Genomic DNA, 24,319 nt, shown 5'->3' with positions numbered 1-24,319 from the left:
GAAACGTCTTACGCTGATGAGCGGGCGGTCAGACGCAGTCCCAGCAGAACCGACCCTCACGCTGATCCTGGCTGACGAAGGCGTATCCGGTTCCCCCACCGAAGTTGAGCGCGAACGCGTCCTCACCGCAGCCCTCGGCGCCGTCCAACTGGAGGAAAAACCGCCAAGAGGCACCGACTTCAGGAGGTATCCAGGGCTGCCAAAACAAGGGCTCACCGCCGACGTAGCTACGGCAATCCACATCGGGGAGATCGGTCTCCTCCATCGGCACACCGCTCAGCGCCGCGTCACGAAAGACGACCTGCCGGTCGAATGCTGCAACCGCTGCCTCGTCCGGAGCCTTCAGGTCGAGACGTAGCTCCACCGGCTGCCGTTCGAACCAGTCTGTGCCCCGCCGCCACAGCGCCGGACCGGTACGTCGGACCTCGCCTCTCACGAACGACGGCACACGCCCACCCGACTGAATCAGGAACGCGTTCTCTCCTCCTTCCGGATCAAAGGTGCCGTCCTCGTCGCTGAGAAACAGATACGCCATCGCGACGCCCGAACCAGGCAGAGGGAACTGCCCGATGAACGTCATCGGTTCCCCGGAACTTCGCGACACCGGCCAGAACGGCTCGTCCAACCAGAATGGCTGCCCACCGAGCTTCGCCGCTGGCCCGTCAATCGCAGCAGTACTGGACTGCCACGACATTTCACGCCGAGGCGTCAGCCACCGATCGAACGGCCCAGTCGCCGATGCCAACGGTTCGGCACGCTCCAACCACGCCACCGTTTACACCTCTCAGGGCAATGAACTCCAGCGTCACCGTACGACACCCGAGAACGGCCTCGGAAGGTCCGCTCATCGGCATGACACGAAGTTCACGCACGCCGTAGATGACAGCCACCAACGCAACGCCCGTCGTCCCGCCGCACTCACACACTGCAACGATCGACACGACGGACCAGCGCGAGCACCCGTAGCCGGCGGCTCGTACATTCCGGAGTCTGCCCCGTCGCCGACCGACGACCAGACGCATGCCGCGAGCAAGACTGAACGCCTCCAGGGCGCCACATCGTCGCTACGCGTCACCGTCATCGATGGAGACCGCTTGGGGATCGAACCCCGAGGCATCCCCGGCCTGCACAAAGACCGGCCTCATCTGCCCAGCCAACGCCATCGATTGCGTTAGCAAGCGCCAACCGACGCGTTGGAGCACGTCACAGGGTTCGTCACTCTGCGGGGTGGGCCGCCTGGGGGTCGAACCCAGAACCCGCGGATTAAAAGTCCGCTGCTCTGCCAGTTGAGCTAACGGCCCTACTCGGGCACAGCACGAGCACCCGAGAGGGCATACCCGGCCGCGTCCCGCTTGAAGTGTCTCAGACCCGAACGCCGACAGCGACAGAACATCCCACTGAGCGCGTTCCGCCCCGGCCAGCCCTCCGCCCCTGAGCTGGGAACGGACCCCCAATTCCGGGATCACTTACCCAAAACGCCACCGTGCAGGACGTCCGCCGAAAGGGAGAGCACCCCCCGTCGACGGGAGGACGGGCTCTGGACGCTCGACCGTCACGGACCGTCCGAACGTGCCGAGTTCCCGACAAGAACCCCTGCCTCGCCACTCTCCTGNAGGACGGGCTCTGGACGCTCGACCGTCACGGACCGTCCGAACGTGCCGAGTTCCCGACAAGAACCCCTGCCTCGCCACTCTCCTGGCTCACAGTGCTCACCGGAGCTGACGCCGATCCGGGCGTGAGCCCACAGCGACCCTCGGCGACAGGCAGGAACGATGACGCGACGGATACGGACGGCACTGCTCGGGCTCACTGCGGCGCTCGTGCTGGTGCTCGCGACCGGCGGGTCAGCGGCGGCCGGCGAGCCTGCCACCGCCCGCGCGTCGGCACAGAGCGTCACGACCGCCGCGCCGAAGCCGATCCTGGTTCCGGCGTCGACCCCGTACCGGCGCACGGGCAGCAGCGCGGTGGCGTTGACGTTCGACGACGGCCCCGACCCGCGATGGACGCCGCAGGTGCTGAACCTGTTACGCCAGCACCGCGTCAAAGCGACGTTCTGCTTGGTCGGCGCGAACGTGAAGGCGCACCCCAGCCTGGTACGGAAGATCGCGGCGGACGGGCACGCGCTGTGCAACCACACGATGCGGCACGACCTGAACCTGAAGAAGAAGTCGCGGGCGGCGATCCTCGCGGACCTACGTGAGACCAGTGCGCTGATCACCCGGGCGAGCGGCGGGGTGGTGCCGAAGTACTTCCGGGCGCCGGGCGGCAACTGGTCCGGCGTCATCGTCTCGGTGGCGCGCTCGCTGGGGATGGCGTCGATCGGGTGGACCGTGGATCCGCGGGACTGGACGAAGCCGCCGGCCAGCACGATCGTGTCGCGGGTGCGCGCCTCGATGGCTCCCGGAGTGATTGTGCTCATGCATGACGGGGGCGGAGATCGGTCCCGAACCGTGGCCGCGTGCAAAGTTCTCCTGCCCGACCTGTCCTCCAGGTACCGCCTCGTGCGGCTCTGAGCTGGGCTTTCGTCCAGAGTCGGGGGCGCTTTTGGCAACTGGCCTCGTTGTCGCCTATGCTGATCTCGCTCCCGACGCGGACGGGGTGGGTGCGCCGCCCGGCGGACATGTGTGACAGCATGAACGCCGTTCGGGTTGCACGCCCTCATCGTCTAGTGGCCCAGGACGCCGCCCTTTCAAGGCGGTAGCACGGGTTCGAATCCCGTTGGGGGCACGACCGGGTCTTACCGGACCAGGTCCCGTGGAGCAGTTCGGAGTGCTCGCCGCCCTGTCAAGGCGGAGGTCGCGGGTTCAAATCCCGTCGGGACCGCTCTCGCGGCCGCACCTTTGGTGCGGCCGCGGAGTGAAGGTGGCATTGCGTGTCGCCGCACTTGGCCAGGTAGCTCAGTTGGTACGAGCGTCCGCCTGAAAAGCGGAAGGTCGGCGGTTCGACCCCGCCCCTGGCCACCACCGAACGAGGCATCTTCGCGGATCAGCGAGGGTGCCTTTTCTCATGATGCCCCTGGACCCGCGCCACCAAATTCGCGGCCGCTCCCCGGCCACCACCAACCCGAGGCATCTCCGTTAATCAGCGGGGTGCCTCTTCGGCGACTCCCCTTCTGCGTCACGACGTGACACCCCACCCAGACCGTAATGTCCGAGCCTGAGTGTTATATCCTGCTATCCTACGGTTTTTACCGGGGGACGCCAAGAACATCTGGGTGGCCACCGTTCCGACTTAGGAGGACTCCAATGGAGGGACCTCGCGGTGCCCAGAAGCTCGGCGTACTCGGACGTCGGAGGCCGTGGCTGAGGGCTACCACCGCTGCGGCGATTTCCCTCGTCCTCGCGGCCACCACCGCGGGGACGACGAGAGCGTCAGCGGCCTCACCCGGCGCCGTGCCGGCACCGCCGTCGGGTTTCACGCTCACCTGGAGCGACGACTTCAACGGCGCCGCGCGCAGCGGTGCCAGCACCGCCAACTGGCGGTACGACATCGGGCCGGCCACGATGTTCAGCACCGGCGAGATCGCCGCGGTGACGAACAGCACGCAGAACGTGTACCACGACGGCTCCGGCCGCCTGGTGATCCGAGCTCTGCGCAGTGGCCGCAATCCGCTGAGCGGCTGGACGTCGGGTCGCATCCAGACGCAGTCCGCGACGTTCGGCGCGCGCCCCGGCGGGGTCCTCCGCGTCGAGGCGTCGCTCCAACTGCCGAACGTGACCGCCAGCAACGGCCTGGGCTACTGGCCGGCGTTCTGGATGCTGGGTTCTCGGCTGCGTACCGGCACCCCGTGGCCGACGAGCGGTGAGATCGACATCATGGAGGCCGTCAACGGACGCGAATCCACGTTCGGGACGCTCCACTGCGGCCTGCCCGTCGGCGGTCCGTGCCGCGAGCCGAACGGCATCAGCAGCGGTGAGCGGATCTGCGCGGGCTGTCGGACCGGCTTCCACACCTACGCCGTCGAGATCGACCGCTCCACGTCGCCCGAGCAGATCCGCTGGTACCTCGACGGCAACAACTTCTTCACGGTCAGGTCCACCGCAGTGGACAGCACGACCTGGGCGAACGCGGTCCACCACCCGTTCTTCATCATCCTGAACCTGGCGATCGGTGGTGGCTTCCCCTCGGCGTTCGGCGCCGGGCCGACGCGCGCCACCATGTCGGGTGCTCACATGCAGGTGGAATACGTGGCGGTGTACAACAAGGGTTAATCGTTCGCCGGTGCCTGCGATACTGGGCGCGGCGTTTCGAGCGGAAGGAGGTGCGGTGATGACTACGTCCATTTTTCCCGCGCCTCCCGTGGTCGGTTGACCGACGCCTCACGACCGCGGACGGCGCGTGTCGCGAAGGACAACGCATGAGTGCACGTGTACGGCACATCACGATCGACTCCGCTGATCCCTACGCTCTCGCCCAGTTCTGGGCGGCGGTGACGGGCTTCGGCGAGCACCCGGAGAACGGCAACGCGCCGGGCGACCCCGAGGCGCTCCTCGTCTCCCCCGGCGACGGGCCGGACCTGCTCTTCGTCACGGTGCCCGAACGCAAGAACGGCAAGAACCGGGTCCACTTCGACCTGCAGCCCACGGATCGCACGCGGGACGAAGAGGTGGAGCGCGTCCGTTCGCTGGGCGCCCAGGTGGTCGCCGATCACCGGCGTCCGGACGGGTCCGGGTGGGTCACCATGGCCGACCCCGAGGGCAACGAGTTCTGCGTGGAGCGCAGCGCCGCTGAGCGGACCTGACCGCTGACGAGCCGGCCTCCGCGCACGTCGCGTGGAGGCCGGCTCGTCGCTACTCCGGGTTGGCGTCCAGGTGGGCTTCGAGGCTGTCCAGGCTTCGGCTCCACAATCGCCGGTACGGCGCCAGCCAGGCATCGATCTCCGCGAGCGGCTCCGGCGCCAACTCGTACCACCGCCGCTGGGCGTCCTGCCGCACCCGCACCAATCCGGCGTCCCGCAATACCTTCAGGTGCTTGGACGTCCCGGGCTGACTCAGCCCCAGGTGCTCGACCAACTCACCCACCGGACGGGGTCGTTCGAGCAGCAGATCGAGGATGCGACGCCGGGTCGGCTCGGCCAGCACCGCGAACGAGGTGGTCACCCCACAAATATAACCGGTGAGGAATATGAGTCGGCAAAAACGTCGGTGGTCGTCGCTACGGTGCTTACGACGAAGCCAGGGGAGGCGACGGATGTTCGAGAACGACGAGCCCACCGACGACTGGTTCGACCACGTCGGGCTCGGCGGCGACAAGTCCGAGAGCGACCGGCTCGGCGCCGGTCGCGACGAGAACCGCGAGGGGGTGGCCTCCGCTATCCACGGTGCGGTGGCACTGCTCCAGTCCTTGCACGCGGATCGGGCGGCGGTTCCCGCCGCGGTGGAGTCCTGGGCCGCCGTGTACGGCACCGCGACCGTGGAGCCCGATCTCGACGAACTGCAGCACGAATTTCAGGCACGGCGCCCGCGCACCATCGCGGACGCGTTCATGGCGGGTGCCGTCGCGATGGGCGACGCGATCAGCGCACCCACGTCCGATCTGGTCAGCCAGCAGCTGGCCGCCCACGTGCGGATCGAGACCGAGCTGCTCGAGCGGCTGGCCCAGGCCACCGACCGCCCGGTCCGCGAAGTACTGGCCCACTTGGAGGAGTGGGCCACGATCGAGACCTGCTCCTGAGATGAGGGCACCGTCGCGGTAGCACTACCGAGCGGGTGACGTGACGTCGAGCAGCAGGGCCGCGAAGTCCTCCGGGCGGGAGAGGAACGGATGGTGCCCCGCCGCGAACTCGACCACTGCCCCGGCGCGCGTCGCCCGCTCGCGCTGCACCTCCGCCGGGATCGCCCGGTCGTCCGTGCAGACGATGTAGGTCGCCGGTACGTCCCGCCAGGCCGCGGCGCGTACCGGCTGTCCGAACGGGTTCATCGCCTGCCTGGTCAGGCGGCCTACGGCCGCGTCCGCGGTAGCCGCGTCGCAGTCCTGTACGAACAATTCGCGGACGTGATCCGGCAGCACGCCGGTCGTCCCGTCCTCGCCCGGATCCAGGCAGGGGGCCGGCCCGGCGCCCGCCACGCTCGCCTGCGACTCCCCGACATCCGGCATCATCGACGTCACGTACACCAGTTGCCGCACGGCGGGGTGGCCGTGGCTGGCGTCGGTGATCACGATGCCGCCGTAGGAGTGCCCGAGCAGCACCACCGGCTCGTCGTCCTCGTCGATCACCGCTCGCACCGCGTCGACGTCGTCGTAGAGGTCGCCCAGTCCCTGTCCCGCAAGTCGGGCACCGTCGCTGGGCCCGCTGGCGCACCCGGGCGCCGGGCGCGTGACTAGCCGGTCGCCGGGGGTGTCCCCGCGGCAGCTCGGCAGCGCCACCGCCCGGCTGCGGACACCTACCGCGGCTAGCGGCGCGACCATCCGGTGCCACCACCAGTCCGCGTCTCGGACGCAGGCTCCGTGTACGTAGACCAGCCGCACTTGTCCTCCCGAGTCCGTGGTCGGCGACCGGCACGAGCGGCGGCGCCACGGGTCCCGGCCGGGCGTCCGCGGGGCGGTAGCCGCTGTGTCGCGGGCTCAGGCAATCACGGGGCGAAGCGCCGACTGGCCCGGTTGCGCCAGGAGCAGAACGTTTACGCGCCCCGCTGGTCCGGCGACCCGCCGACCTGCATCCCTATCTTTCAGGTAGGGTTTTCCGGGCGTGCGTGATCACGACCCCCGCTCACGCTCGGACACACCGGAAGGACCCCGATGAGCCTGACCTTCCACTGGTTCCTCCCGACGATGGGCGACAGCCGGAACCTCGTAGCCGGTGGCCACGGCACGGACCTCGGACGCGCGGCCGGCGATCGACCGGCTTCGCTGGGGTATCTCACCCAGATCGCCCGGGCCGCGGAGCAGCTCGGTTTCGTCGGCGCTCTGACCCCGACCGGTGCGTGGTGCGACGACGCGTGGCTGACGACGGCGATGCTGGCCGGAACGTCCGAGCGGTTGAAGTTCCTGGTCGCGTTCCGGCCGGGTCTGCTCTCCCCCACCCTGGCCGCACAGATGGCCGCGACGTTCCAGCGCCACTCGGGCAACCGGCTGCTGCTCAACGTCGTCACCGGAGGTGAGAGCAAGGAGCAGCGGGCGTACGGCGACTACCTCGACAAGGACGGGCGCTACCAGCGCACCGACGAGTTCCTCGAGGTCGTCCGGCGGCTCTGGCGGGGCGAGACCGTCACGCTCGACGGGCAGCACGTCCAGGTGGCCGACGCCGCGCTGAGCCGCGTTCCGGATCCGATTCCGGACGTGTACTTCGGCGGCTCGTCACCGGCTGCCGGGCGGGTCGCCGCGAAGCATGCCGACACCTACCTCACCTGGGGCGAGAAGCCGGAGCAAGTCGCGGCGAAGATAAACTGGGTCAAGGGCCTCGCAGCGGAGCACGGCCGCACCTTGCGGTACGGCATCCGGCTGCACGTGATCAGCAGGGACACCTCCGAGGCGGCGTGGGCCGAGGCCGGGCGCCTGCTCGCCGGCATCGATCCGGCCACCGTCGAGCGCGTCCAGCAAGGGCTGGCGCAGAGCGAGTCCGAGGGACAGCGCCGGATGGCCGAGCTGCACGGCCGCGGTCGCGCCAGCACGGCGCTGCGTGACCTGGAGATCGCACCCAACCTCTGGGCGGGCGTCGGCCTCGTCCGCGGGGGCGCGGGCACCGCGCTGGTGGGCAGCCACGCCGAGGTCGCCGACCGGATCGCCGAGTTGAGCGAGCTCGGGCTCTCGGAGTTCGTGCTCTCCGGCTATCCGCACCTGGAGGAGGCGTACTGGTTCGGGGAGGGCGTCCTGCCGCTGCTGCAGAAGCGCGGGCTGTGGGAGCATCCGGCAGCCTCGACGGTGGACGTGCCGCACGTCGACGTGCCGTTCGCGGGCAGCGCCGGCCGGTCCCTGGCCCCCGCGCCGCACTGACCCGCTCGCTAGCCCCGAACCGGAACCCGAACTCGCGCACTGGGGCGCCGTCGATCAACCACCGGACGCACACGTCGGCCCGGTGTGTACGACGCCGCTCGACCCAGCGGTACAGTGCGCCGACGATGCCGCCCGCACCGGAAAGTAGCTCGATGTCAACATCCCCGATCGAGGTCCTGGTGGTCGATGACGACGCCGGTGACGTGCTGATGATCGAAGAGGCACTCAGCGCTCACGAGGTCCCCAGCCGGTTGCACGTGGTGTCGGACGGCGTGGAGGCGCTCTCGTTCCTCCGCCGCGAGGACCCCCACGCGGACGCGCCGCGCCCGCAGCTGATCCTGCTCGACCTCAACATGCCGCGGATGGACGGGCGCGAGGTGCTGGCCGCGGTGAAGAGCGACGAGGAGCTGCGCTCGATCCCGGTCGTCGTCCTCACCACGTCCGCCCTCGACGAGGACGTGCTGCGCAGCTACGAGCTGCGCGCCAATGNAGAGCGACGAGGAGCTGCGCTCGATCCCGGTCGTCGTCCTCACCACGTCCGCCCTCGACGAGGACGTGCTGCGCAGCTACGAGCTGCGCGCCAATGCGTTCGTCACCAAGCCGGTCGACCTCGACCAGTTCACGACGATCGTGCAGCAGATCGAGAGCTTTTACGGCCGGACGGCCCGTCTACCGCACTGAGCGCCTGCTCGGCAGCGTCCAGACGAGCGATGCTCTGCTGCCGTTGGTGTTCGGCCCGCTGGAGCGTGCGGTCCGCGCCGGACAGCTCGCGCTCGGCGTCCGCCAACCGCCGCTCCGCCTCGGCCAGGACGGCAGCGGCTTCGTCCCGGGCGTGGCGAGCCACGTCCCGGCTCCGGCGGACGGCGTCGCGTTCGCACCGGGCGGCAACGACGGCACGATCGGCGACGGCGCTCTCCGACCTGGCGGCCGCGGCGCGGCGGCGTGCCTCCCGGGTGTCGGGTCGGTCGTCGCCCTCCGGTGCCTCGTCCGAGGACGTCCGCTCGGCGGGCAAGGGAGCATCGTCCGGCAGTGGACCGAAGCCCACGTACGCCTCGCCCCGTGCCAGCCGTCCGGACAACACTCGTTCGGCCACGGCGGCGTCCGCCACCGCGGCGTTGAGCGTCGCCTCCAGATCCACCACCACCGAGGGCTCCAGCGCGAACGGGGTCGGATCATCCCGTCGCGGGAACGACTCCCCGGCCAATCGAGTCGCCGCCGACACCAGCGATGCGACCCGTTGCCGTCGCTCCGCGGAGAGCGCCCGGATCGCCCCCGGATCCGCGCGGCGCTGCGCGTCGGCCAGCTGAGGGCCGAGCTCCACGAGTGCCCGCAGCTCGTCCCGGCGCGACCCGGCCAGGAGGTTCACGCACCAGGCGGCGACCGTCGGCCGGCGTAACAGCTTCAGCCGTCCGGCCAGTGCGCCCTGCTTCTCACCCTTCAGCTCCGCGATCCGGACATCGCGGGCGGTCGTGAACTGCGCCGGCGGTAGCGCGTAGAGCGCGGCCGCTTCCTGCTCGTAGTCCATTAATCCGCCTTCCGATCACCGTGCTGTATTGATCGGAACACAGCGAGTCAGTTATCCACAGGTTTTTCCACCAACGCACGGAGGAGTGCGGCCAGCGACGCCTCGGGGGCGAACTCACCGTCACCACCCCGGGAGAGGCGGTGCAGCAGCAGCCCGTCGGCGAACGCGAGGACCTCTCGGGCGTNGCGTTCGTCACCAAGCCGGTCGACCTCGACCAGTTCACGACGATCGTGCAGCAGATCGAGAGCTTTTACGGCCGGACGGCCCGTCTACCGCACTGAGCGCCTGCTCGGCAGCGTCCAGACGAGCGATGCTCTGCTGCCGTTGGTGTTCGGCCCGCTGGAGCGTGCGGTCCGCGCCGGACAGCTCGCGCTCGGCGTCCGCCAACCGCCGCTCCGCCTCGGCCAGGACGGCAGCGGCTTCGTCCCGGGCGTGGCGAGCCACGTCCCGGCTCCGGCGGACGGCGTCGCGTTCGCACCGGGCGGCAACGACGGCACGATCGGCGACGGCGCTCTCCGACCTGGCGGCCGCGGCGCGGCGGCGTGCCTCCCGGGTGTCGGGTCGGTCGTCGCCCTCCGGTGCCTCGTCCGAGGACGTCCGCTCGGCGGGCAAGGGAGCATCGTCCGGCAGTGGACCGAAGCCCACGTACGCCTCGCCCCGTGCCAGCCGTCCGGACAACACTCGTTCGGCCACGGCGGCGTCCGCCACCGCGGCGTTGAGCGTCGCCTCCAGATCCACCACCACCGAGGGCTCCAGCGCGAACGGGGTCGGATCATCCCGTCGCGGGAACGACTCCCCGGCCAATCGAGTCGCCGCCGACACCAGCGATGCGACCCGTTGCCGTCGCTCCGCGGAGAGCGCCCGGATCGCCCCCGGATCCGCGCGGCGCTGCGCGTCGGCCAGCTGAGGGCCGAGCTCCACGAGTGCCCGCAGCTCGTCCCGGCGCGACCCGGCCAGGAGGTTCACGCACCAGGCGGCGACCGTCGGCCGGCGTAACAGCTTCAGCCGTCCGGCCAGTGCGCCCTGCTTCTCACCCTTCAGCTCCGCGATCCGGACATCGCGGGCGGTCGTGAACTGCGCCGGCGGTAGCGCGTAGAGCGCGGCCGCTTCCTGCTCGTAGTCCATTAATCCGCCTTCCGATCACCGTGCTGTATTGATCGGAACACAGCGAGTCAGTTATCCACAGGTTTTTCCACCAACGCACGGAGGAGTGCGGCCAGCGACGCCTCGGGGGCGAACTCACCGTCACCACCCCGGGAGAGGCGGTGCAGCAGCAGCCCGTCGGCGAACGCGAGGACCTCTCGGGCGTGCTCCTCCGGGCGGTCGGAGCCGAGGGCTGCCAGCCACTCGCCGGCCCACGACCACAGCGAGCGGCTCCAGGCGAGCAGTTCGAGCCGCATCGGCTTCTGGTGGGCGGCCTCCACGAAGATCGCGTACCGCGCCAGCGTCATCGGTCGGGCGGGGCCGGCCAGCTGGCGCAGCATGGCCCCGAGCCGCCCCGCCAGCTCGTCGGCGGAGACCGGGTGTGGCTCCCCGGCCAGCGCGGCGAACGCGTCCTTCTCCTGCTCCAGCAGACGGCCGAGGATCCCGGAGAGCAGAGCGTCCCGGCTGCGGAAGTAGTTCGACGTCGTTCCGGCCGGCAAGTCGCCCTCGGCGTCCACCGCTCGATGGGTGAGCGCGCGAGTCCCCTGGCTGCCGAGTACGCGTACCGCTGCGTCCAGTGCCTGCTCCCGGCGTCCGGCCATGCGGTCACACTACAGCTCTAGTACCTCCACTACATCCGTAGTACGGTCGACGGCATGAGTACTGCAGCTGTAGTAGGCGCTGGCATCGGTGGGCTCGCGACGGCGATCGCGCTGCGGCGGGAGGGGTGGGACGTCACCGTGCTCGAACGCTGGCCGCGCATCGTCGAGCTCGGCACCGCGATCGGCCTCTGGCCCGAGGCGCAACGCGCGCTCGACCGCTTGGGAGTCGGCGACCGGATCCAAGCCGTCGGCGTTCCGTACCGGGAGGGCTGCGTCCGGACTCGGCGCGGGCGCCGGATCGCCGACCTCCCGTTGAAGCGGATCGAGAAGCGCGGCGGCGCACCAGTGCTGATGGTGCCCCGGACGACGCTGGTGACGACGCTCGCCGCCGCCGTACCCGACGACGTCGTACGCACCGGAGTGGACGTTACCGATCCGGACCGGCTCCGACGCGAGTTCGACGTGGTGATCGGCGCCGACGGCTATCGCAGCGCGGTCCGGGACGCGTACTTCCCCGACGTGCGTGCCCGGTACCTGGGTGTGGTGGCGATCCGCGGCGTCGTCGATGGTGAGTTCGGCCCGGCCGGCGAGGTCTGGGGCCGGGGCGCGCTGGTCGGCGTCACCCCGGTCGCACGCGGCCGGACCAACTGGTACGTGGCACTGCGCGCGCCGGCCGGGACCCGCCCGACGGTCGCCGAGCTACGCGCCCGGTTCGCCGACTACCCGGACCCGGTTCCGGCCGTGCTGGACGCCGCGACCGACGACGGGCTGCTACGGCACGAGATCCACGACCTGGGGCGTGGGCCGCGCCGGTACGTGCACGGGACCGTCGCGCTGGTCGGGGACGCCGCCCACGCGATGGCTCCGTCACTGGGCCAGGGAGCGTGCCAGGCCCTGGTGGACGCCGACTGCCTGGCTGCCCAGTTGGGTGCAGTCTCTTCGAGTACGGGTGGGCGGGCGGGGGGTGTAGGGCCGGATACTGCGCGCGACGTGACCACCGCACTCCAGCGGTACGACCGCCTCCGCCGCCGCCCCACCCGACGCCTGGCCCGCGCGTCCCGGCTAGTCAGCCGCTTTCAGAACACCTAGCTCGTGTGCGTGTGATGCGTCCAGTTCTGCCCGTCGTACCACCGCAGACCCGGCTGGCCGTACGGATCCGGGTACCAGCCCGCCTCGTACTCCGAGCTCGAGGTCGACGACGACGGAGCCGAGCCCCCGGCCTCTTCCGGCTTCGTCTCCTCGATCAGCCCGTCGACCTCGGTCTCGGACAGGTCGAGCAACTTGCCCACCGCGACCAGGTCGTCGCGCTCCTCGTCGGTGACCTGCTTGTCGGCCCACGCGGTCGCCGCGAGCGTCCGCACGTACTGCCGGTGCGCGTCGCCCTGCTCGGCCTCGAAGATCGCCAGCGCGGCCGCGAGGTCCTTGAGGTGGATCGCCTCGGTGAACGAGAGCACCCGGTCGGACACCGCGTTGTCGAGCGCACCGAGATATGCGCTGACCGGCCCGGACTCCTCCGGCGACCGCGGCGCCTCCTCGACCACCTCGGCGACGAACTCGCTGTCGACCTCGGGGTTCGGCGCCCCCCTCACGGCGGCATCGGCGAGGTCGGCCTCAGCGGTCTTCGACGAGAGACCGGCGTACGCCGCGGCCATCCGCGCCATCTCCGGGCTGACGATCGCGGTCTGCTCCGGGTCGGCGGCCTCCCACTCCTCCTCGGCCCGCGGCGCCATCTGGAAGTCCCGCATCGGGATCCGCGGCCACGCCATCCGCCGGGCCCGCTCGATGTACTGCACCCAGGGCGACGGCAGCGTCGGACGCTGGGCGAGGAACGTCCCGAACAGCTCCCCGGCGGCCCGCGCGTGGGTGAGCGCCGACCGGGGCCCGTCCAGCGGAATGCCCGCCGCGGCGCAGCACTGCTCCAGCGTGCGGCCCGGCAGCGACGGCAGGTAGCGCGGAGCGTTCGTCATCGTGCAGATCGCCGGCACGTGCGGCATCTCGAAGCCGCTGCGGCGGAACTCCTCGTCCAGGAAGGCCGAGGTGAACAGCAGGTTGTGCCCCACCAGCACCTTGCCGCGCAGCCACTCGACCAGCCAGCCGGCGAGCTCGTCGAAGCGCGGGGCGTCCAGTACGTCCTCGTTGCGGATGCCGTGGCCGTCCGCCGGGCCGATGTCCATGCCGGGGTTGACCAGCGTGGCCGCCTCGCCCATCGAGTTGCCCCGCTCGTCGAGCACGACGATCGCCAACTCGACGAGTCGGTGCTCCTTGGGGCTCAGCCCGGTGGTCTCAGCGTCGATGACGACCCACGTGGGGGCCCCGGCTTCATCCGTCACGCTCATCGCGTCGAGGATAAGCCACCGACCCCGCCGAGCCGCCACCGCGCAGCCGAACCGTTGCACACATTCGTCCGCCCTGGGGCGGAAAGTGCGCACCGCCCGGCGCCCTCAGATCAAGCGCATCTGGCGCGCGGCGGGGCGGCGGGGCGTCTCGGCGGTACCGGTGCGGTCGAGCAGTCCCTCGTCCACGGGGGCGAGGAACGGCGTCAACGCCGCCGCCGACGTCACGCCGCGACGGGTCACCTGCCGCGCCGCCGACAGGAACAGCCGCCGCCGGGCCCGCGTCACCCCGACGAAGAACAACCGCCGCTCTTCGGCCTCGCGAACGGCCCGCTCGTCCTCGTCCTCGCCGGGGAAGCGCAGCGGCACCACGCCGTCCGCGCAGCCGACGAGGAACACCACCGGGAACTCCAGGCCCTTCGCCGCGTGCAGCGTCAGCAGCGACACCGCGTCCGCCCGCGGATCGAGCGCGTCGACCTCCGCCCCGGTGGCCACGGCCGCCAGGAACCCGTCCAAATCGTCCCCGGACGCCGAAGCGACCGGCCGCAGCAACTCCACCGCCGACCAGACGTCCGACGCCCGGAGCGTCAACTCCTCCGCCGAGAACAAGTCGGGCGCAGAGACCCGCGCAGCCAGCGCTTCCCCCGCCGCACGCAGCCGCGACACCACCGGCCCCGGATGATGCACCAGCTCACGCAGCACCGCGGGCACCCCCGGCCGGTCGGCCAGCCGGTCGATACCGCGCTTCTGGAACGGCAGCCCCGCCGACGTGAACGCCGACTGCAACGTCCGCGACTGGGCATCCGTGCGGTACAGAACCGCGATGTCGGCGAACCCCGTCGGCACCTCCACCTCGTCCGACCCGTCGACCCGGCCGGAGTCCAGCGAGTGGAACGAGGAGCCACCGACCAGCGCGTCGATCGTCGCGGCCACCCAGCCGGCTTCCTCCGCCTCGGTGGCGACCCGGTGCACCGCCAGACGTGCGGCGCCCAGGTCGCGACGTTCCGCCGACAAACCGCGCCCCGGAACCAGCGTCCCCGGCCGGACGATCTGCACCGCGGCGGCCACGATCGGCGGCGCCGACCGATAGTTCCGGGTCAGCGTCACGGTCGTGGCCGTCGGGTAGTCCGAAGCGAACCGCAGGAAGAACCCGACGTCCGCACCTCGGAACGAGTAGATCGACTGGTCGGGGTCACCGATCGCGAACAGGTTCCCGTCCGTCGGCACCAGCGCACGCAGCAGCGCGTACTGGTCGGCGTCGACGTCCTGGTACTCGTCGACCAGCACGTGCGGCCACCGGTCGCGGTACGAGGCCGCCGAACCGGGCTCCAGAACCGAGACCGCCAACGGCACCAGCTCGTCCAGCTCGAGCAGCCCACGGGCGCGCAGCCGCTTGCGGAAGCCCTCGCGCAGCTCGTCCGGCACGGGCTTGTCCATCGGAACGTCCAGCTCCGCCAGCACGGCCGCCCGGTCGGCGTCGTCCGCGACCGACGGCGGCCCGGCGAACCCCAGCAGCGCGTACTGCTCCCGGCAGATCGTCAGCGCCAGCGCGTGGAACGTCGCCACGAACGGCTCGCCCCGGCCGGACGGCAGCAACGCCGCCAGCCGCTCGGCCAGCTCCGCCGCCGCCCGTCGGGTGAACGTGATCGCCAGGCACGACTCCGCCGGCACGCCACGCTCGGCGACCAGGTACGCCACCCGGTGCGTCAGCGTCCGCGTCTTCCCGGTCCCCGGCCCCGCCACCACCAGCAGCGGCCCGTCGGCCGCTCCCGCGGCCGCCCGCTGCTCCGGGTCGAGCCCTTCCAGCACCCCTCGATCGGGGATCTCCAACGGCAGAGGGGTTACGCCTGCCTGGTCGGCCGCCGCGGACTCGTCCGCGTGGTCGGTCGGCGGGCCGCCGTACGAGGCACCGCCGTGCTCGGCGGGCCCCGTCGCATCCTGTTCGGGCCGTGCGGTGCTTCCCCGTGCGGTGGTCACTGGATCTGCGGCGACGCGCTGCCGTCCGGGGCCGGTGCGGCGTGGTGCGGCGACGGCGGCGACCGTCTCGGCGTCGAACAGCTCGGGCGGCTCGCCGCGCTGCTGCGCCACGGTCGCGACCAGAGCCGCGGGATCAGCCGAGCGGCCCACGGCGGCGTTCCGTCCGGAGCCGCTCCGTGCGGTGGTGCCCTCGCGGGCGGCGGCCGAGCCGGTGGTCGCCGCGACGGCGGTACCGGCCGTTCCGGGGCTCTCGGCGTGCGCCGGAACGGGTGACCGTCCAGCGGCGGTTCGCCGGACGGCGTAATCATCCTGGGTGGGCAGAGCGAAGAGCGCGGACGTGCCGGCAGAATTCCGGAGCTCGGAAGGCTCGAAGAGCCTGATCACGCCGTACTCGCCGTCGTAGCCGGGCTGGCGGATGACGTCGCCGCGGCGGAGGCGGCCGATCGCCTCGCCGAGCAGCTCGCCGCCGACCGCGGTGACCTGGTCGACCGGGACCTCGGTGAGGATGTCCAGCTCCGGGCCGAGCGCGGCGACCAGGCCGTCGACCTCGCGCGTGACGGTCTTGCTGCGGGGACCCACCGAGTGGATCTCGCCGACGATCTCGGGCAGTGGCACGAGGTTGCGGAAGTTCGCTTTGCCGGACGGACGCTCACCGTCGGGACGGTCGGCCAGGGCCTCCACCCGGGAAAGGACGCCGACCGTGACGGGCTTCCCGCACACCGCGCATTTCCCGTCGGCCGCGATCGTCTCCGCAGGTTCCCACCGCACTCCACAGGTGCGGTGCCCGTCCGCGTGGTACTTGCCCTCCTCCGGGAAGAACTCGATCGACCCGGCGTACCCGTCGCCGGTGCGCAGGGCCTCGCGGACGCCGTAGTAGTCCAGCTCGCACGTGTAGCTGTGCGCTTCCCGGGCCAACGCCGGCGGTGAGTGCGCATCGGAGTTGCTGACCAGCGTGTACCGGTCGAGAGAGGACACTCGCCAGTTCATCGCCGGGTCGGAGCTCAGGCCGGTCTCGACCGCGAAGATGTGGTCGGCGAGGTCGGCGTAGCAGTCGGCGATCGCGTCGAAGCCCGACTTGGAGCCCAGCGCGGCGAACCACGGCGTCCAGATGTGCGCGGGGACGAGGTAGCCGTCGGGGCTGGCCTCGAGCGTGATCTCCAGCAGGTCACGCGAGTCCAGGCCCAGAATGGGGCGACCGTCGGAGGCGATGTTGCCGATCCGGGCGAGCTTGGCGTTGAACCTCTGCACGGCCTCGAGGTCCGGTAGGTACACGAGGTGGTGCACCTTGCGCGTCTTGTCGTCACGCTTGTAGATCGTCGAGATCTCGACGCTGAGCATGAATCGGACGGTGCTGGCCGCGACGATGCCGGGCAGTGTGCGGTCGACGGACTTCGCCAGGTCGTCGTTGAGGCGATACAGGCCCGGCTCGGCGGGGACCAGCGTCTCGTGGAGGTGCGCGTTCCAGGCTGGGTGGGTGAAGTCGCCGGTGCCGACGAGGGTCAGGCCCTTGCGCTTGGCGTACCAGGTGAGATGTTCGAGGTCGCAGTCACGGCTGCAGGCGCGGCTGTACTTCGAGTGGATGTGCAGATCCGCGTGGAACGTGGGGCGGGGGTGTTCCGACGGCATCGCCGCATCTTCCCACGGGCCACAGTGGCATCAGTGCCCCGCCACGCCGCAGTTGGGCGCCGTCAGGCGCGCTCTTGTACTTGCTACGGCGGGCCATGCAATCAAAAGATGACGCGGAGGAGTAGGGCTCCCAGGATGATCAGGGCGATCAGGCCGGCGATGCGGAGAAGTTCCCGGCGCAGCGCCGCTTTCCGCGCCGCCTCCGCCGCCCGCTCCATCGCGCGCTGGCGGCCGAGCCGCCGGGCCTCGTGCAGCCCGTCCACCTCGGTCGCCAGCTTCTTGTCCAGCTCCTGCAGCCCTTCGATCAGCGGCTCGGGAGCGTCGTACGCGATCGTCGGCGCCGCGGACGCGTCCGGCACCAGGATGTGCGCGGCGACCAGGCGGGCCTCCGCGTTGGCGAGCGTCCGCTTCGCGTAGGTGCGCCAGTCCTCGCACGCCTTGAGCGCGAGTTCTTGAGCGTTCTTCGCCCGCGCGATCGCCGCTTCCTCGTCCGCCTTCGCGCTGCGTCGACGCTCGTCGGCGAGGTTCGGCAGGTTCGCCAGCTGGTTCACCGCCGCGAGGTAATCGGTCCACTCCGAATCGACGCGCGCCGGCCGGCTCATCGTCCACCGGCCGGGAGTCCGAACGGCACGACCGGTACCGGCCGACCGCCGTGCGAGAGGTCGCAGAACAGGCCCCGGTGCAGCTGCGGGGCGTACCGCAAGTACGGCCCGAGCACTCCCTGCACATCCGCCTCCGGCACCCGCAGGAACACGTAACCGCCCACCAGCGGCGCGTACTCGTACCCCACGTGCTCGCTGAACACACGCAGGCTGTTCCACCACCCGATCAGGTGGACGTCGACCAGCGGCCCTTCGCGCACCAACGTCCGCAGCGCGTCGGTGGGGACCACCCCGGTGTCGTCGAAATGGTCCAGCCGAGGCGCCCGGTGCAGGCCGATGCCGAGCACGTAGATCGGTCGCCGCTCCGCGGTGAGGTCGGCGTGCTTGCCGCCGTTCGCGATCCGCTCGTCGACGATCCGGGCGAGCTCGATCAGGCCCGCTCCCACCGAACCACCGGTGTACGTGACGACGCCGTGGTCGAAGGCGCCGGCCGTCTCCGCCAGCAACGCGGTCTCCGGGGAGCCCATGTCACCGCCGACGGCGTCCAGCATCACGAACTCGGCACCGCCGCGCACGTGCTGCGCGGCCAGCGACCACACCACCGCACCCAGCGTCCCGAACGCGTCGTCCCGGCCGTCGCCGACCACCGCGAGCGTGCGGCCGGGGTCGGCGGTGAGGCCGAACGCGACCGGCGCCGGGTCGACGTCCACCGGCAGGCCGAGCAGCGCGTACTTGGTGTCGTCGCCGGGTGGCGCGTCGGTGAGCACCCGCTGCAGTGCGTCGGTGAGCAGGCTCGGGTCAGACGGTCGCGCGGCGTAGAACACGCGCGGCGCCGCCGGACGGCCGCCCTTCTCCCAGAGTTGCCGTCGCAGGATGTCCAACCGCTGCTCGTCGGCGTACGCGACGACGCCGCGCCGGTTGTGCGCCGGATCGCCGTACTCGCGGTTGAACACGATCTCACCACGAAATCGCAGCTGCGCGGCCTCGGTGTTCTGTCGGCCGAGCACTGCCTCGGACTCGCTGGCCTCGGTCTTGAGCGAGACCCGCCAGGGGAACTGGCCGAAGATCGACCGCTCCTTGGTCACCAGCGTCTCGATGCCCGAGAGCGTCTGCGAGGCGAGCACCAGGTGGACGCCGACCGCGCGGCCACGCCGAGCCAACGTCTCGAGGATGACGATCGACGCGCGGGCGATGTCGTCGTCCTCGGCCACCAGCACCTGGAACTCGTCGATGACCAGGAGCAGTCGGGGCACGGTCTCGCCCGGGCGCAGCGTCCGGTACCCGGCGAGGTCGTTCGCCCCGGCCAGCCGGAACTGCTCGGCGCGGCGACGGAACTCGGCGTCCAGGTACCGCAGCACCGCCAGGCCGAACGCGCGGTCGCCCTCCAGACCGAGGACGCGGGCGTGCGGTAGGTGCCACGGACGCCCCGGGCGCGGCCCGAGCCGGTCGAACTCCAGCCCGTCCTTGAAGTCGAGCAGGTACATCGCGACTTCGTCCGGGGAGTAGGACGCCGCGATCGAATGCAGCAGCACCAGCAGCAGGTTCGACTTGCCCTGGCCGGAGGCGCCTCCGATGAGGACGTTCGGCAGCGACGGATCCGAGCCCCGCAGCTCCAGCTCGACCGTGTCCAGGCCGGCCCGCCCGATCTTGGCGGTCATCCCCCGGATCGCGTCCTCGGACCACCGCTTGTCCGGCTCGGGCAACAGCGGCTCGAACTCGACGACCGGCGCGGCACCCCGACGGGCGCCCTCGGCGACACGGGCCGAGACCCGCTCGATCAGCTCGCGGGGAGGCGGATTATCGGGCCGGACCGTGACGGCGGGCAGTGAGCTCACGGTGATCGCCGCGTTCCGCCCCCGGGCGACGGTCAGGTGGCCCAGCAGCTCGGCCGGGTTGACGCCGTCCTCCGGCAGTACGCGCGGGTCGTGGTGGACGAGCAGCGAGACACCGCGGCGCGGACCGCCCTCGGCCAGCCGGATGAGCTCGGTCTGCGCCGCGGAGTCGATGCCGTACGGGTAGTCGCAGACGACCAGCAGGCGGTACGGCTCGGGCTGGACCTTGGTGGCCTTGGTGAGTGCTGCGAGGTCCGGGACGTGGTGGGCGCCGGCCAGCTCGGCCACCCGCATCACCGCCGCACGGAGCAGTACCAGGCGGCGCACCAGCTCGGTCGGCGTGGCCAGCGGGTCGGACAGCAGGTCGTTCCCGGCCTTGCGCAACGCCGCGAACGGGCTGGTGACGCCGCGGATCCGCGGGTCGTAGGTGACGATCTCCAACCGTCCCGGTGGTGCGGCGGCCAGCGCCCGCAGGAGCACCGAGTGGATCGCGCCGATCGGCCACTCCTTGTCGTCGCCCTCGGCGATCAAGCCCAGCGAGCCGACGTCGAGCAGGGGGACGAGAGCCGGCAGCTGATCCGGGTGAGCGCCGCCGCTGCGCGGCCCGGCCCCCGGCACCGAGAACGAACCGAGCCGGACGTATCGAGCCGGTCCGGTGCCCAGCCAGTCGTCCGACCGCCAGCCCGCGTCGCCCCAGTCCGCCGACGCGGCCCACGGCGCGATCCGGCCGACCCGGTTGGCCAGTAGGTCCCGGGCCTCCTCGTAGGCGGCTGCGGCGTCGGCCTCGGCCCTCTGGATGGCGCGGTGGGTGCGGCGGGCGGCGTCGCGCTCGGCGATGTCGTAGGCACCGGTCGCGGCGCTGCGCCCGGCGTCGGCCGCGGCCAGGAGGGCGTCCGCGGTGCCGCGCAGCCGGAGGAACGTCGTCCGGATCTGACGCTCCTCGTCGGGCAGCGGGTCCGTGCCGTCGTCGGGTTCGCTCAGCGGCGACGCGCCGGCCGGCCGGTCCCGGTGCTGGTACCCGTCGCTCCGCGGGCTCTCGGCGCCCTGCTGGTCGGTCTTCTCGCGGCGGGGACGAGACCAGAATCCACCGGCCCGACGGGCACCCGGCCCGCCCGAGCGGGCTTGCCCGCCACCGGACTCGGCCCCGCCGTCAGAGCGCGGTCCGCCCGACCCGGACTGGCCGCCGCCGGACTGGTTCGTGCGTGGAGGCATCATCCGACGCGTCGTCTCCTCGGTCGCCTGGGGTTCGCGTGGGAGCGCTACAGGGTGCCGGCGAACTTCTTCCCTTCGGACGAGACCTGCTGGAGGGCGGCCGAAGCCTCGTCCAGTTTCTTCTCCGCAGCCTGGAGAGCGGCCACCATGTTCTGGTCGGTCCGGCGCGCGGAGCCGCCGATCGTCCCCTGAACTGCGGATATCGTCACCGTGAAGCTCTGCTTCATCGCCACGAGCTGTTGGGACAGCTTCGTGGATCGATCGGAGAGCGCGGCGACCTGCTGTCGCAATTGGACGAGCTTCGACTGCGTCGACACTGACTATTCCTCACTTTCAGTGCCCTTCGGCGAACCGCCTGTGAGTAGGGTAGCCGTTCGACCTGGGCTCTAACCCGGCGTCCCGGATCCCGGCCCTGATCGCGTCCGGACTATCCAACCGCAACCTGTAACGACACTTCCACGGCCGTACGCGTGGGAAGCGTCACGACGACGACTGAGAGTAACTGCCGACCGGTGGGAGAACTCAGCCGACCTCCAGGCTCCGCAACGCCGCCCGCATCCGATGGATGTCCGCGGCGTCCAGATTGGCTTGGCGGTCGATCTCGAACTCGGCGATCTGCCGACCTCCCTGCCCGCCGTCGTCGTCCGGTTCGGTCAGCGTGACGTGAATGATGCCGTCCTCGTCGTAGGAGATGACGATGTCGAACTCGACGGCGCTGGTCTTCTGCGGAATCGCCAGCCGGGCCGAGCCGACCACCGTGGCGTAACGAAGGTCCGGATCATCGCCCTCGGTGACCACCAGTAACACTTCTCGCTGATTTTCGGCCAGCGTCCGGAATCGCCGCCGGCCCTGACAGGGAATCGGCGTGTTCCGCGGAATGACGACGGAGTTGACCTGCTCGCCGCTCTCCCTGGCCCGGGCCACGACGCCGACGCCCTGCGACGTCACGTCGTTGACGGTCATGGTCCGGCGTGGACGGCTCTCCGGGTGCCTGCGGGCGGTGGCGAGCACCTCGGCCAGCACGGCCGCTCCGAGCGCGACCGCCTCGTCCGGATGTACCGAGCGGTCGGCCCGCACTCCGGTGACCTTCTCGACCATGGCGGTGACCATCGGCATCCGAGTCGAGCCGCCGACCATCAGGACGCTGCCCAGGCGGCCGAACCCGATCCCGGCTTCCTCCATGACTTCCTGAACGATCTCCTCGGTCCGGCGGAGCAGCGGCCGGGTGAGGGCCTCGAACGTCGGCCTGGTCACCGTGACGACGTGCTCGCCGCCGTCGATGTCCACGCTGATCTTCGCCTCCGGGAGCGTCGACAGCTGCCGCTTGGCCTGCTCGCAGTGCTCCCGCAGGATCGCCTCGGTCTCGCCGTCGTCCAGGCCGGGAGCCAGCAGCCAGAGGCCGGTGGCCTTCTGGATCAGCTCGGAGACGTGGATCATCAGCGCGTTGTCGAAGTCGAATCCGCCGAGGTTCCGGTCACCCGCGGTGGCCAGCACGTCGAAGCGTCCGAACCCCATCCGCATGACCGTGCAGTCGAACGTGCCCCCGCCCAGGTCGTAGACGAGCAGCGTCTCCTCGCGGTCGGCGTTGTAGCCGAAGGCGAGAGCGGCCGCGGTCGGCTCGTTGAGTACCCGCAGAACGTCCAGCCCGGCGATCTCCCCGGCGTCCGCGGTGGCCTTGCGGCGGGCGTCGTCGAAGTAGGCAGGCACCGTGATGACGGCCTCCGACGCCGGGGCGCCGAGCGCCGTCGAGGCGTCCTCCACGATCCGTTTGAGGATCAGCGCGCTGATCTGCTCGGCGGTGTACTCCTCGCCGGTCGACGTGGGGAAGCGCCAGGTGGGATCGCCCATGTGGCGCTTGACGAACTCGACGCAGTCCACCGGCGCTGCGGTCACCGAGCGGCGGGCAGCCATCCCGACGACCGGCTTGTTGTCGCGGAAGCACACCACCGACGGAGTGGTCGAGTGGCCTTCCCGGTTGAGCAGGATGTACGGGTCGCCGTTCTTCGCGACGGTCGCCGCCGCCGAGAACGTCGTTCCGAGGTCGATGCCGATCGCGTTCACGCCAGTCCCCCTGCCCCTCCTCCGCGGCCCGGCCAACGCGGCCCGCGGCGGCCCTTCTCCTTGCGGTCAGGAACGCCGGGCCCGGTCGTGGGATCCCCCGGCTCCGGGCGGAACGAACCATCCCCGTTGCCGCTGCGGTCCTTCGCGCCGCCGGCGCGGTCACCGGGACCGCGGCCGACCCGGCGCGGCACCGTCTCGGCGATCAGCGCGGCGTTGCGCTTGTAGACCGGCTCGAAGCAGGTGTACAGCAGGGCACCGACAAACGTCAGCACGACGATCAGGACACCGCCGGCGAACGCCTGCTGGACGAGGTCGCCGGTGCGGCTGGCGCGGTAGATGTTCGGCGCGCAGCAGCAGCCGGACACCAGCAGCAACCCGAGACCGACCGGCCAGCGCCAGTTGCGACGGAACGCGTTCGGGGAGAACCGGCGGCGGCGCGCTCGCCGTGCGTACTCGCGTTGCTGTTCGAGGTCCTCGAGGACGGCCGGATCAGCCGGCCGGACGGAGATGCCGCGGCTCGCCAGCGCGAGCACGTAGCTCGCCTGGGCCTCGCTGGCGATCACGAGGCGACCGTCGGCCAGCTCGTGCTGCGCCGCGACGGCGCGCTCGGCCAGCGCGGTGCCGAGCGCGGTTCGCACGTCGCCGTCGTCCGGGCGAGCGCGGTACGCGTCCTCGGCCTCCCGCACGGCCTCGTCCACCCGACCGGCGCGGAGCAACGCGGTGACGATCCGGACCCGGTAGTCGATCCGGCTCGGATCGAGCTCGGCCGCGGTTCGATAGGCCGCGACCGCACGATCCGGACGACCGCCGCGATCGAGGATCCAGCCACGTTCGGCATGCAGGTGGGCCGACTCCGGCTCCAGCGCCAGCGCTCGCTCGATCGCGGACTGGGCGGTCTCCGAGTCGTCCGAGCGGGCCGCCGCGTCCGCCAGCACCGACCACGCGTACGCGTTCTGCGGGTCTTCGTCCACGGCCCGACGAGCGGTGAAGATCGCCAGGTCGGACTGGCCGTTCTTGAGCTGCTCGACGGCCCGAACCAGCCACTCGCGAGCGGCCGGCGCGACCGGCGGTGGGCCTGGACGCTTCCCGGCCGGTGGGGTTTCCGGTGGTTCGGTCGCCTCCGCGGCGTGCGGCGCGCTGGAGGCTCCGTGGGCGCTTGTCGACGGTGGACCTGACGACAGCAGCGCGCGCTCCGCGGCGTCCAACGCCTGCATCCAGCGCTCCGCCTCCTGGCGGGCGTCGATGTCGGGCGCGGTGGTGCGCCGCCGCCACTTCCGGCGTTCGGTCGTGATGCGCTGGCGGATCGTCGCCTCGTCAGCGTTCCGATCCAGACCGAGCAGGGCGTGGTAGTCGCCGTCCGGCGCTGAGGGACCGGGGCCGATCTGCCCGTCGGACCCGAGGCTGCCCACTGCGCGACCTCCGCTTTGTGTTGCGCCGCTCGGGCGCGGCCGTTGAAGTGTCTACCGCCTGGGGG

General features: G+C 71.1%; 19 protein-coding genes, 4 tRNA genes and 3 pseudogenes. 11 read left to right on the top strand and 15 right to left on the bottom strand.

The annotated features are described in order from the left end of the window. Positions 1–28 precede the first annotated feature (28 nt). The gene (locus ABEB28_RS32320; protein ID WP_345732031.1) at positions 29–772 is read right to left on the bottom strand and encodes a hypothetical protein; all 744 of its coding nucleotides are present in this window, start codon (positions 770–772) and stop codon (positions 29–31) included. Positions 773–1,228: 456 nt separating this feature from the next. Beyond that, a tRNA-Lys gene (locus tag ABEB28_RS32315) sits at positions 1,229–1,301 on the bottom strand. A gap of 471 nt (positions 1,302–1,772) precedes the next feature. On the opposite strand from ABEB28_RS32315, the gene ABEB28_RS32310 reads away from it, so the two are divergent. The 6 genes from ABEB28_RS32310 to ABEB28_RS32285 all read left to right on the top strand — a co-directional run bounded on the left by ABEB28_RS32310 (position 1,773) and on the right by ABEB28_RS32285 (position 4,741). Further along, entirely contained in the window at positions 1,773–2,513 is a 741-nt protein-coding gene (locus ABEB28_RS32310; RefSeq protein ID WP_345732030.1) for a polysaccharide deacetylase family protein, read from the top strand. Between the two features lie 141 nt (positions 2,514–2,654). Beyond that, positions 2,655–2,727, top strand: a tRNA-Glu gene (locus ABEB28_RS32305). A 21-nt stretch (positions 2,728–2,748) separates the two neighbouring features. Further along, positions 2,749–2,823 (top strand) — tRNA-Asp (locus ABEB28_RS32300). A 63-nt stretch (positions 2,824–2,886) separates the two neighbouring features. Further along, positions 2,887–2,963 (top strand) — tRNA-Phe (locus ABEB28_RS32295). A 282-nt stretch (positions 2,964–3,245) separates the two neighbouring features. Then, positions 3,246–4,211: a glycoside hydrolase family 16 protein gene (locus ABEB28_RS32290; RefSeq protein WP_345732029.1), complete on the top strand. Its 966-nt coding sequence runs from the start codon at positions 3,246–3,248 to the stop codon at positions 4,209–4,211. A gap of 146 nt (positions 4,212–4,357) precedes the next feature. Then, positions 4,358–4,741, top strand: a complete 384-nt coding sequence (locus ABEB28_RS32285; protein ID WP_345732028.1) for a VOC family protein — start codon at positions 4,358–4,360, stop codon at positions 4,739–4,741. 49 nt (positions 4,742–4,790) lie between these two features. On the opposite strand, the gene ABEB28_RS32280 is transcribed toward ABEB28_RS32285, so the two are convergent. Further along, the gene (locus ABEB28_RS32280; RefSeq protein WP_345732027.1) at positions 4,791–5,099 is read right to left on the bottom strand and encodes an ArsR/SmtB family transcription factor; all 309 of its coding nucleotides are present in this window, start codon (positions 5,097–5,099) and stop codon (positions 4,791–4,793) included. 91 nt (positions 5,100–5,190) lie between these two features. On the opposite strand from ABEB28_RS32280, the gene ABEB28_RS32275 reads away from it, so the two are divergent. Then, complete coding sequence (locus tag ABEB28_RS32275) at positions 5,191–5,673, top strand: hypothetical protein (RefSeq protein ID WP_345732026.1); 483 nt, start codon at positions 5,191–5,193, stop codon at positions 5,671–5,673. A gap of 24 nt (positions 5,674–5,697) precedes the next feature. Here the strand turns inward: ABEB28_RS32275 and ABEB28_RS32270 are convergent, their stop codons facing one another. Then, complete coding sequence (locus ABEB28_RS32270) at positions 5,698–6,468, bottom strand: alpha/beta fold hydrolase (protein ID WP_345732025.1); 771 nt, start codon at positions 6,466–6,468, stop codon at positions 5,698–5,700. A gap of 270 nt (positions 6,469–6,738) precedes the next feature. On the opposite strand from ABEB28_RS32270, the gene ABEB28_RS32265 reads away from it, so the two are divergent. From ABEB28_RS32265 to ABEB28_RS32255, 3 genes and pseudogenes are all read left to right on the top strand, one after another. After that, positions 6,739–7,932: an LLM class flavin-dependent oxidoreductase gene (locus ABEB28_RS32265; RefSeq protein ID WP_345732024.1), complete on the top strand. Its 1,194-nt coding sequence runs from the start codon at positions 6,739–6,741 to the stop codon at positions 7,930–7,932. Positions 7,933–8,084: 152 nt separating this feature from the next. Then, a pseudogene (locus ABEB28_RS32260) lies at positions 8,085–8,420 on the top strand (response regulator); the annotation flags it as partial. Positions 8,421–8,424: 4 nt separating this feature from the next. After that, positions 8,425–8,613, top strand: a pseudogene (locus ABEB28_RS32255) (response regulator); the annotation flags it as partial. Here ABEB28_RS32255 and ABEB28_RS32250 read toward each other — a convergent pair. The 3 genes from ABEB28_RS32250 to ABEB28_RS32240 form a co-directional block, all read right to left on the bottom strand. Beyond that, the gene (locus ABEB28_RS32250) at positions 8,552–9,457 is read right to left on the bottom strand and encodes a hypothetical protein (RefSeq protein WP_345732023.1); all 906 of its coding nucleotides are present in this window, start codon (positions 9,455–9,457) and stop codon (positions 8,552–8,554) included. The pseudogene ABEB28_RS32255 and the gene ABEB28_RS32250 sit on opposite strands and share 62 nt — an antisense overlap. A 219-nt stretch (positions 9,458–9,676) precedes the next feature. Continuing rightward, entirely contained in the window at positions 9,677–10,582 is a 906-nt protein-coding gene (locus ABEB28_RS32245) for a hypothetical protein (protein ID WP_345732023.1), read from the bottom strand. Positions 10,583–10,629: 47 nt separating this feature from the next. Continuing rightward, positions 10,630–11,202: a TetR/AcrR family transcriptional regulator gene (locus ABEB28_RS32240; RefSeq protein ID WP_345732022.1), complete on the bottom strand. Its 573-nt coding sequence runs from the start codon at positions 11,200–11,202 to the stop codon at positions 10,630–10,632. A 54-nt stretch (positions 11,203–11,256) separates the two neighbouring features. On the opposite strand from ABEB28_RS32240, the gene ABEB28_RS32235 reads away from it, so the two are divergent. Further along, positions 11,257–12,291: an FAD-dependent oxidoreductase gene (locus ABEB28_RS32235; protein ID WP_345732021.1), complete on the top strand. Its 1,035-nt coding sequence runs from the start codon at positions 11,257–11,259 to the stop codon at positions 12,289–12,291. Here ABEB28_RS32235 and ABEB28_RS32230 read toward each other — a convergent pair. From ABEB28_RS32230 to ABEB28_RS32200, 8 genes and pseudogenes are all read right to left on the bottom strand, one after another. After that, on the bottom strand, positions 12,288–13,538 hold the full coding sequence (locus ABEB28_RS32230) for an exonuclease domain-containing protein (RefSeq protein WP_345732020.1): 1,251 nt from the start codon (positions 13,536–13,538) through the stop codon (positions 12,288–12,290). The two genes, ABEB28_RS32235 and ABEB28_RS32230, sit on opposite strands and share 4 nt — an antisense overlap. A gap of 105 nt (positions 13,539–13,643) precedes the next feature. Continuing rightward, positions 13,644–15,344 carry an ATP-dependent helicase gene (locus tag ABEB28_RS43235; protein WP_425559021.1) on the bottom strand — a complete coding sequence of 567 codons (1,701 nt, stop codon included), beginning with the start codon at positions 15,342–15,344 and terminating at the stop codon, positions 13,644–13,646. A 162-nt stretch (positions 15,345–15,506) separates the two neighbouring features. Further along, positions 15,507–17,138, bottom strand: a pseudogene (locus ABEB28_RS43230) (endonuclease Q family protein); the annotation flags it as partial. 101 nt (positions 17,139–17,239) lie between these two features. Further along, entirely contained in the window at positions 17,240–17,740 is a 501-nt protein-coding gene (locus ABEB28_RS32220) for a hypothetical protein (RefSeq protein WP_345732018.1), read from the bottom strand. Further along, positions 17,737–20,787 (bottom strand): FtsK/SpoIIIE domain-containing protein, encoded by a 3,051-nt coding sequence (locus ABEB28_RS32215; RefSeq protein ID WP_345732017.1) that lies wholly within the window; start codon positions 20,785–20,787, stop codon positions 17,737–17,739. Before ABEB28_RS32215 ends, ABEB28_RS32220 begins: the two co-directional genes overlap by 4 nt. Before the next feature lie 44 nt (positions 20,788–20,831). Beyond that, complete coding sequence (locus ABEB28_RS32210) at positions 20,832–21,101, bottom strand: hypothetical protein (RefSeq protein WP_345732015.1); 270 nt, start codon at positions 21,099–21,101, stop codon at positions 20,832–20,834. Positions 21,102–21,306: 205 nt separating this feature from the next. Then, positions 21,307–22,845, bottom strand: a complete 1,539-nt coding sequence (locus tag ABEB28_RS32205) for an Hsp70 family protein (protein ID WP_345732014.1) — start codon at positions 22,843–22,845, stop codon at positions 21,307–21,309. After that, on the bottom strand, positions 22,842–24,254 hold the full coding sequence (locus ABEB28_RS32200; protein WP_345732013.1) for a tetratricopeptide repeat protein: 1,413 nt from the start codon (positions 24,252–24,254) through the stop codon (positions 22,842–22,844). Before ABEB28_RS32200 ends, ABEB28_RS32205 begins: the two co-directional genes overlap by 4 nt. Positions 24,255–24,319 lie beyond the last annotated feature (65 nt).

Origin of the sequence: Cryptosporangium minutisporangium, from assembly GCF_039536245.1 — a bacterium.
GTDB classification, from domain to species: domain Bacteria; phylum Actinomycetota; class Actinomycetes; order Mycobacteriales; family Cryptosporangiaceae; genus Cryptosporangium; species Cryptosporangium minutisporangium.
Note: the sequence above shows the minus strand (reverse complement) of the source record. Positions and strands in the feature narration are given on the sequence as shown.

Bases quoted from the DNA above. Each gene is read 5' to 3' on its own strand.
- ABEB28_RS32245 (WP_345732023.1), bottom strand. From the start codon at position 10,582: ATGGACTACGAGCAGGAAGCGGCCGCGCTCTACGCGCTACCGCCGGCG.
- ABEB28_RS32275 (WP_345732026.1), top strand. From the start codon at position 5,191: ATGTTCGAGAACGACGAGCCCACCGACGACTGGTTCGACCACGTCGGG.
- ABEB28_RS32240 (WP_345732022.1), bottom strand. From the start codon at position 11,202: ATGGCCGGACGCCGGGAGCAGGCACTGGACGCAGCGGTACGCGTACTC.
- ABEB28_RS32290 (WP_345732029.1), top strand. From the start codon at position 3,246: ATGGAGGGACCTCGCGGTGCCCAGAAGCTCGGCGTACTCGGACGTCGG.
- ABEB28_RS32230 (WP_345732020.1), bottom strand. From the start codon at position 13,538: ATGAGCGTGACGGATGAAGCCGGGGCCCCCACGTGGGTCGTCATCGAC.
- ABEB28_RS32310 (WP_345732030.1), top strand. From the start codon at position 1,773: ATGACGCGACGGATACGGACGGCACTGCTCGGGCTCACTGCGGCGCTC.
- ABEB28_RS32220 (WP_345732018.1), bottom strand. From the start codon at position 17,740: ATGAGCCGGCCGGCGCGCGTCGATTCGGAGTGGACCGATTACCTCGCG.
- ABEB28_RS32285 (WP_345732028.1), top strand. From the start codon at position 4,358: ATGAGTGCACGTGTACGGCACATCACGATCGACTCCGCTGATCCCTAC.
- ABEB28_RS32215 (WP_345732017.1), bottom strand. From the start codon at position 20,787: ATGATGCCTCCACGCACGAACCAGTCCGGCGGCGGCCAGTCCGGGTCG.
- ABEB28_RS32235 (WP_345732021.1), top strand. From the start codon at position 11,257: ATGAGTACTGCAGCTGTAGTAGGCGCTGGCATCGGTGGGCTCGCGACG.
- ABEB28_RS32250 (WP_345732023.1), bottom strand. From the start codon at position 9,457: ATGGACTACGAGCAGGAAGCGGCCGCGCTCTACGCGCTACCGCCGGCG.
- ABEB28_RS32265 (WP_345732024.1), top strand. From the start codon at position 6,739: ATGAGCCTGACCTTCCACTGGTTCCTCCCGACGATGGGCGACAGCCGG.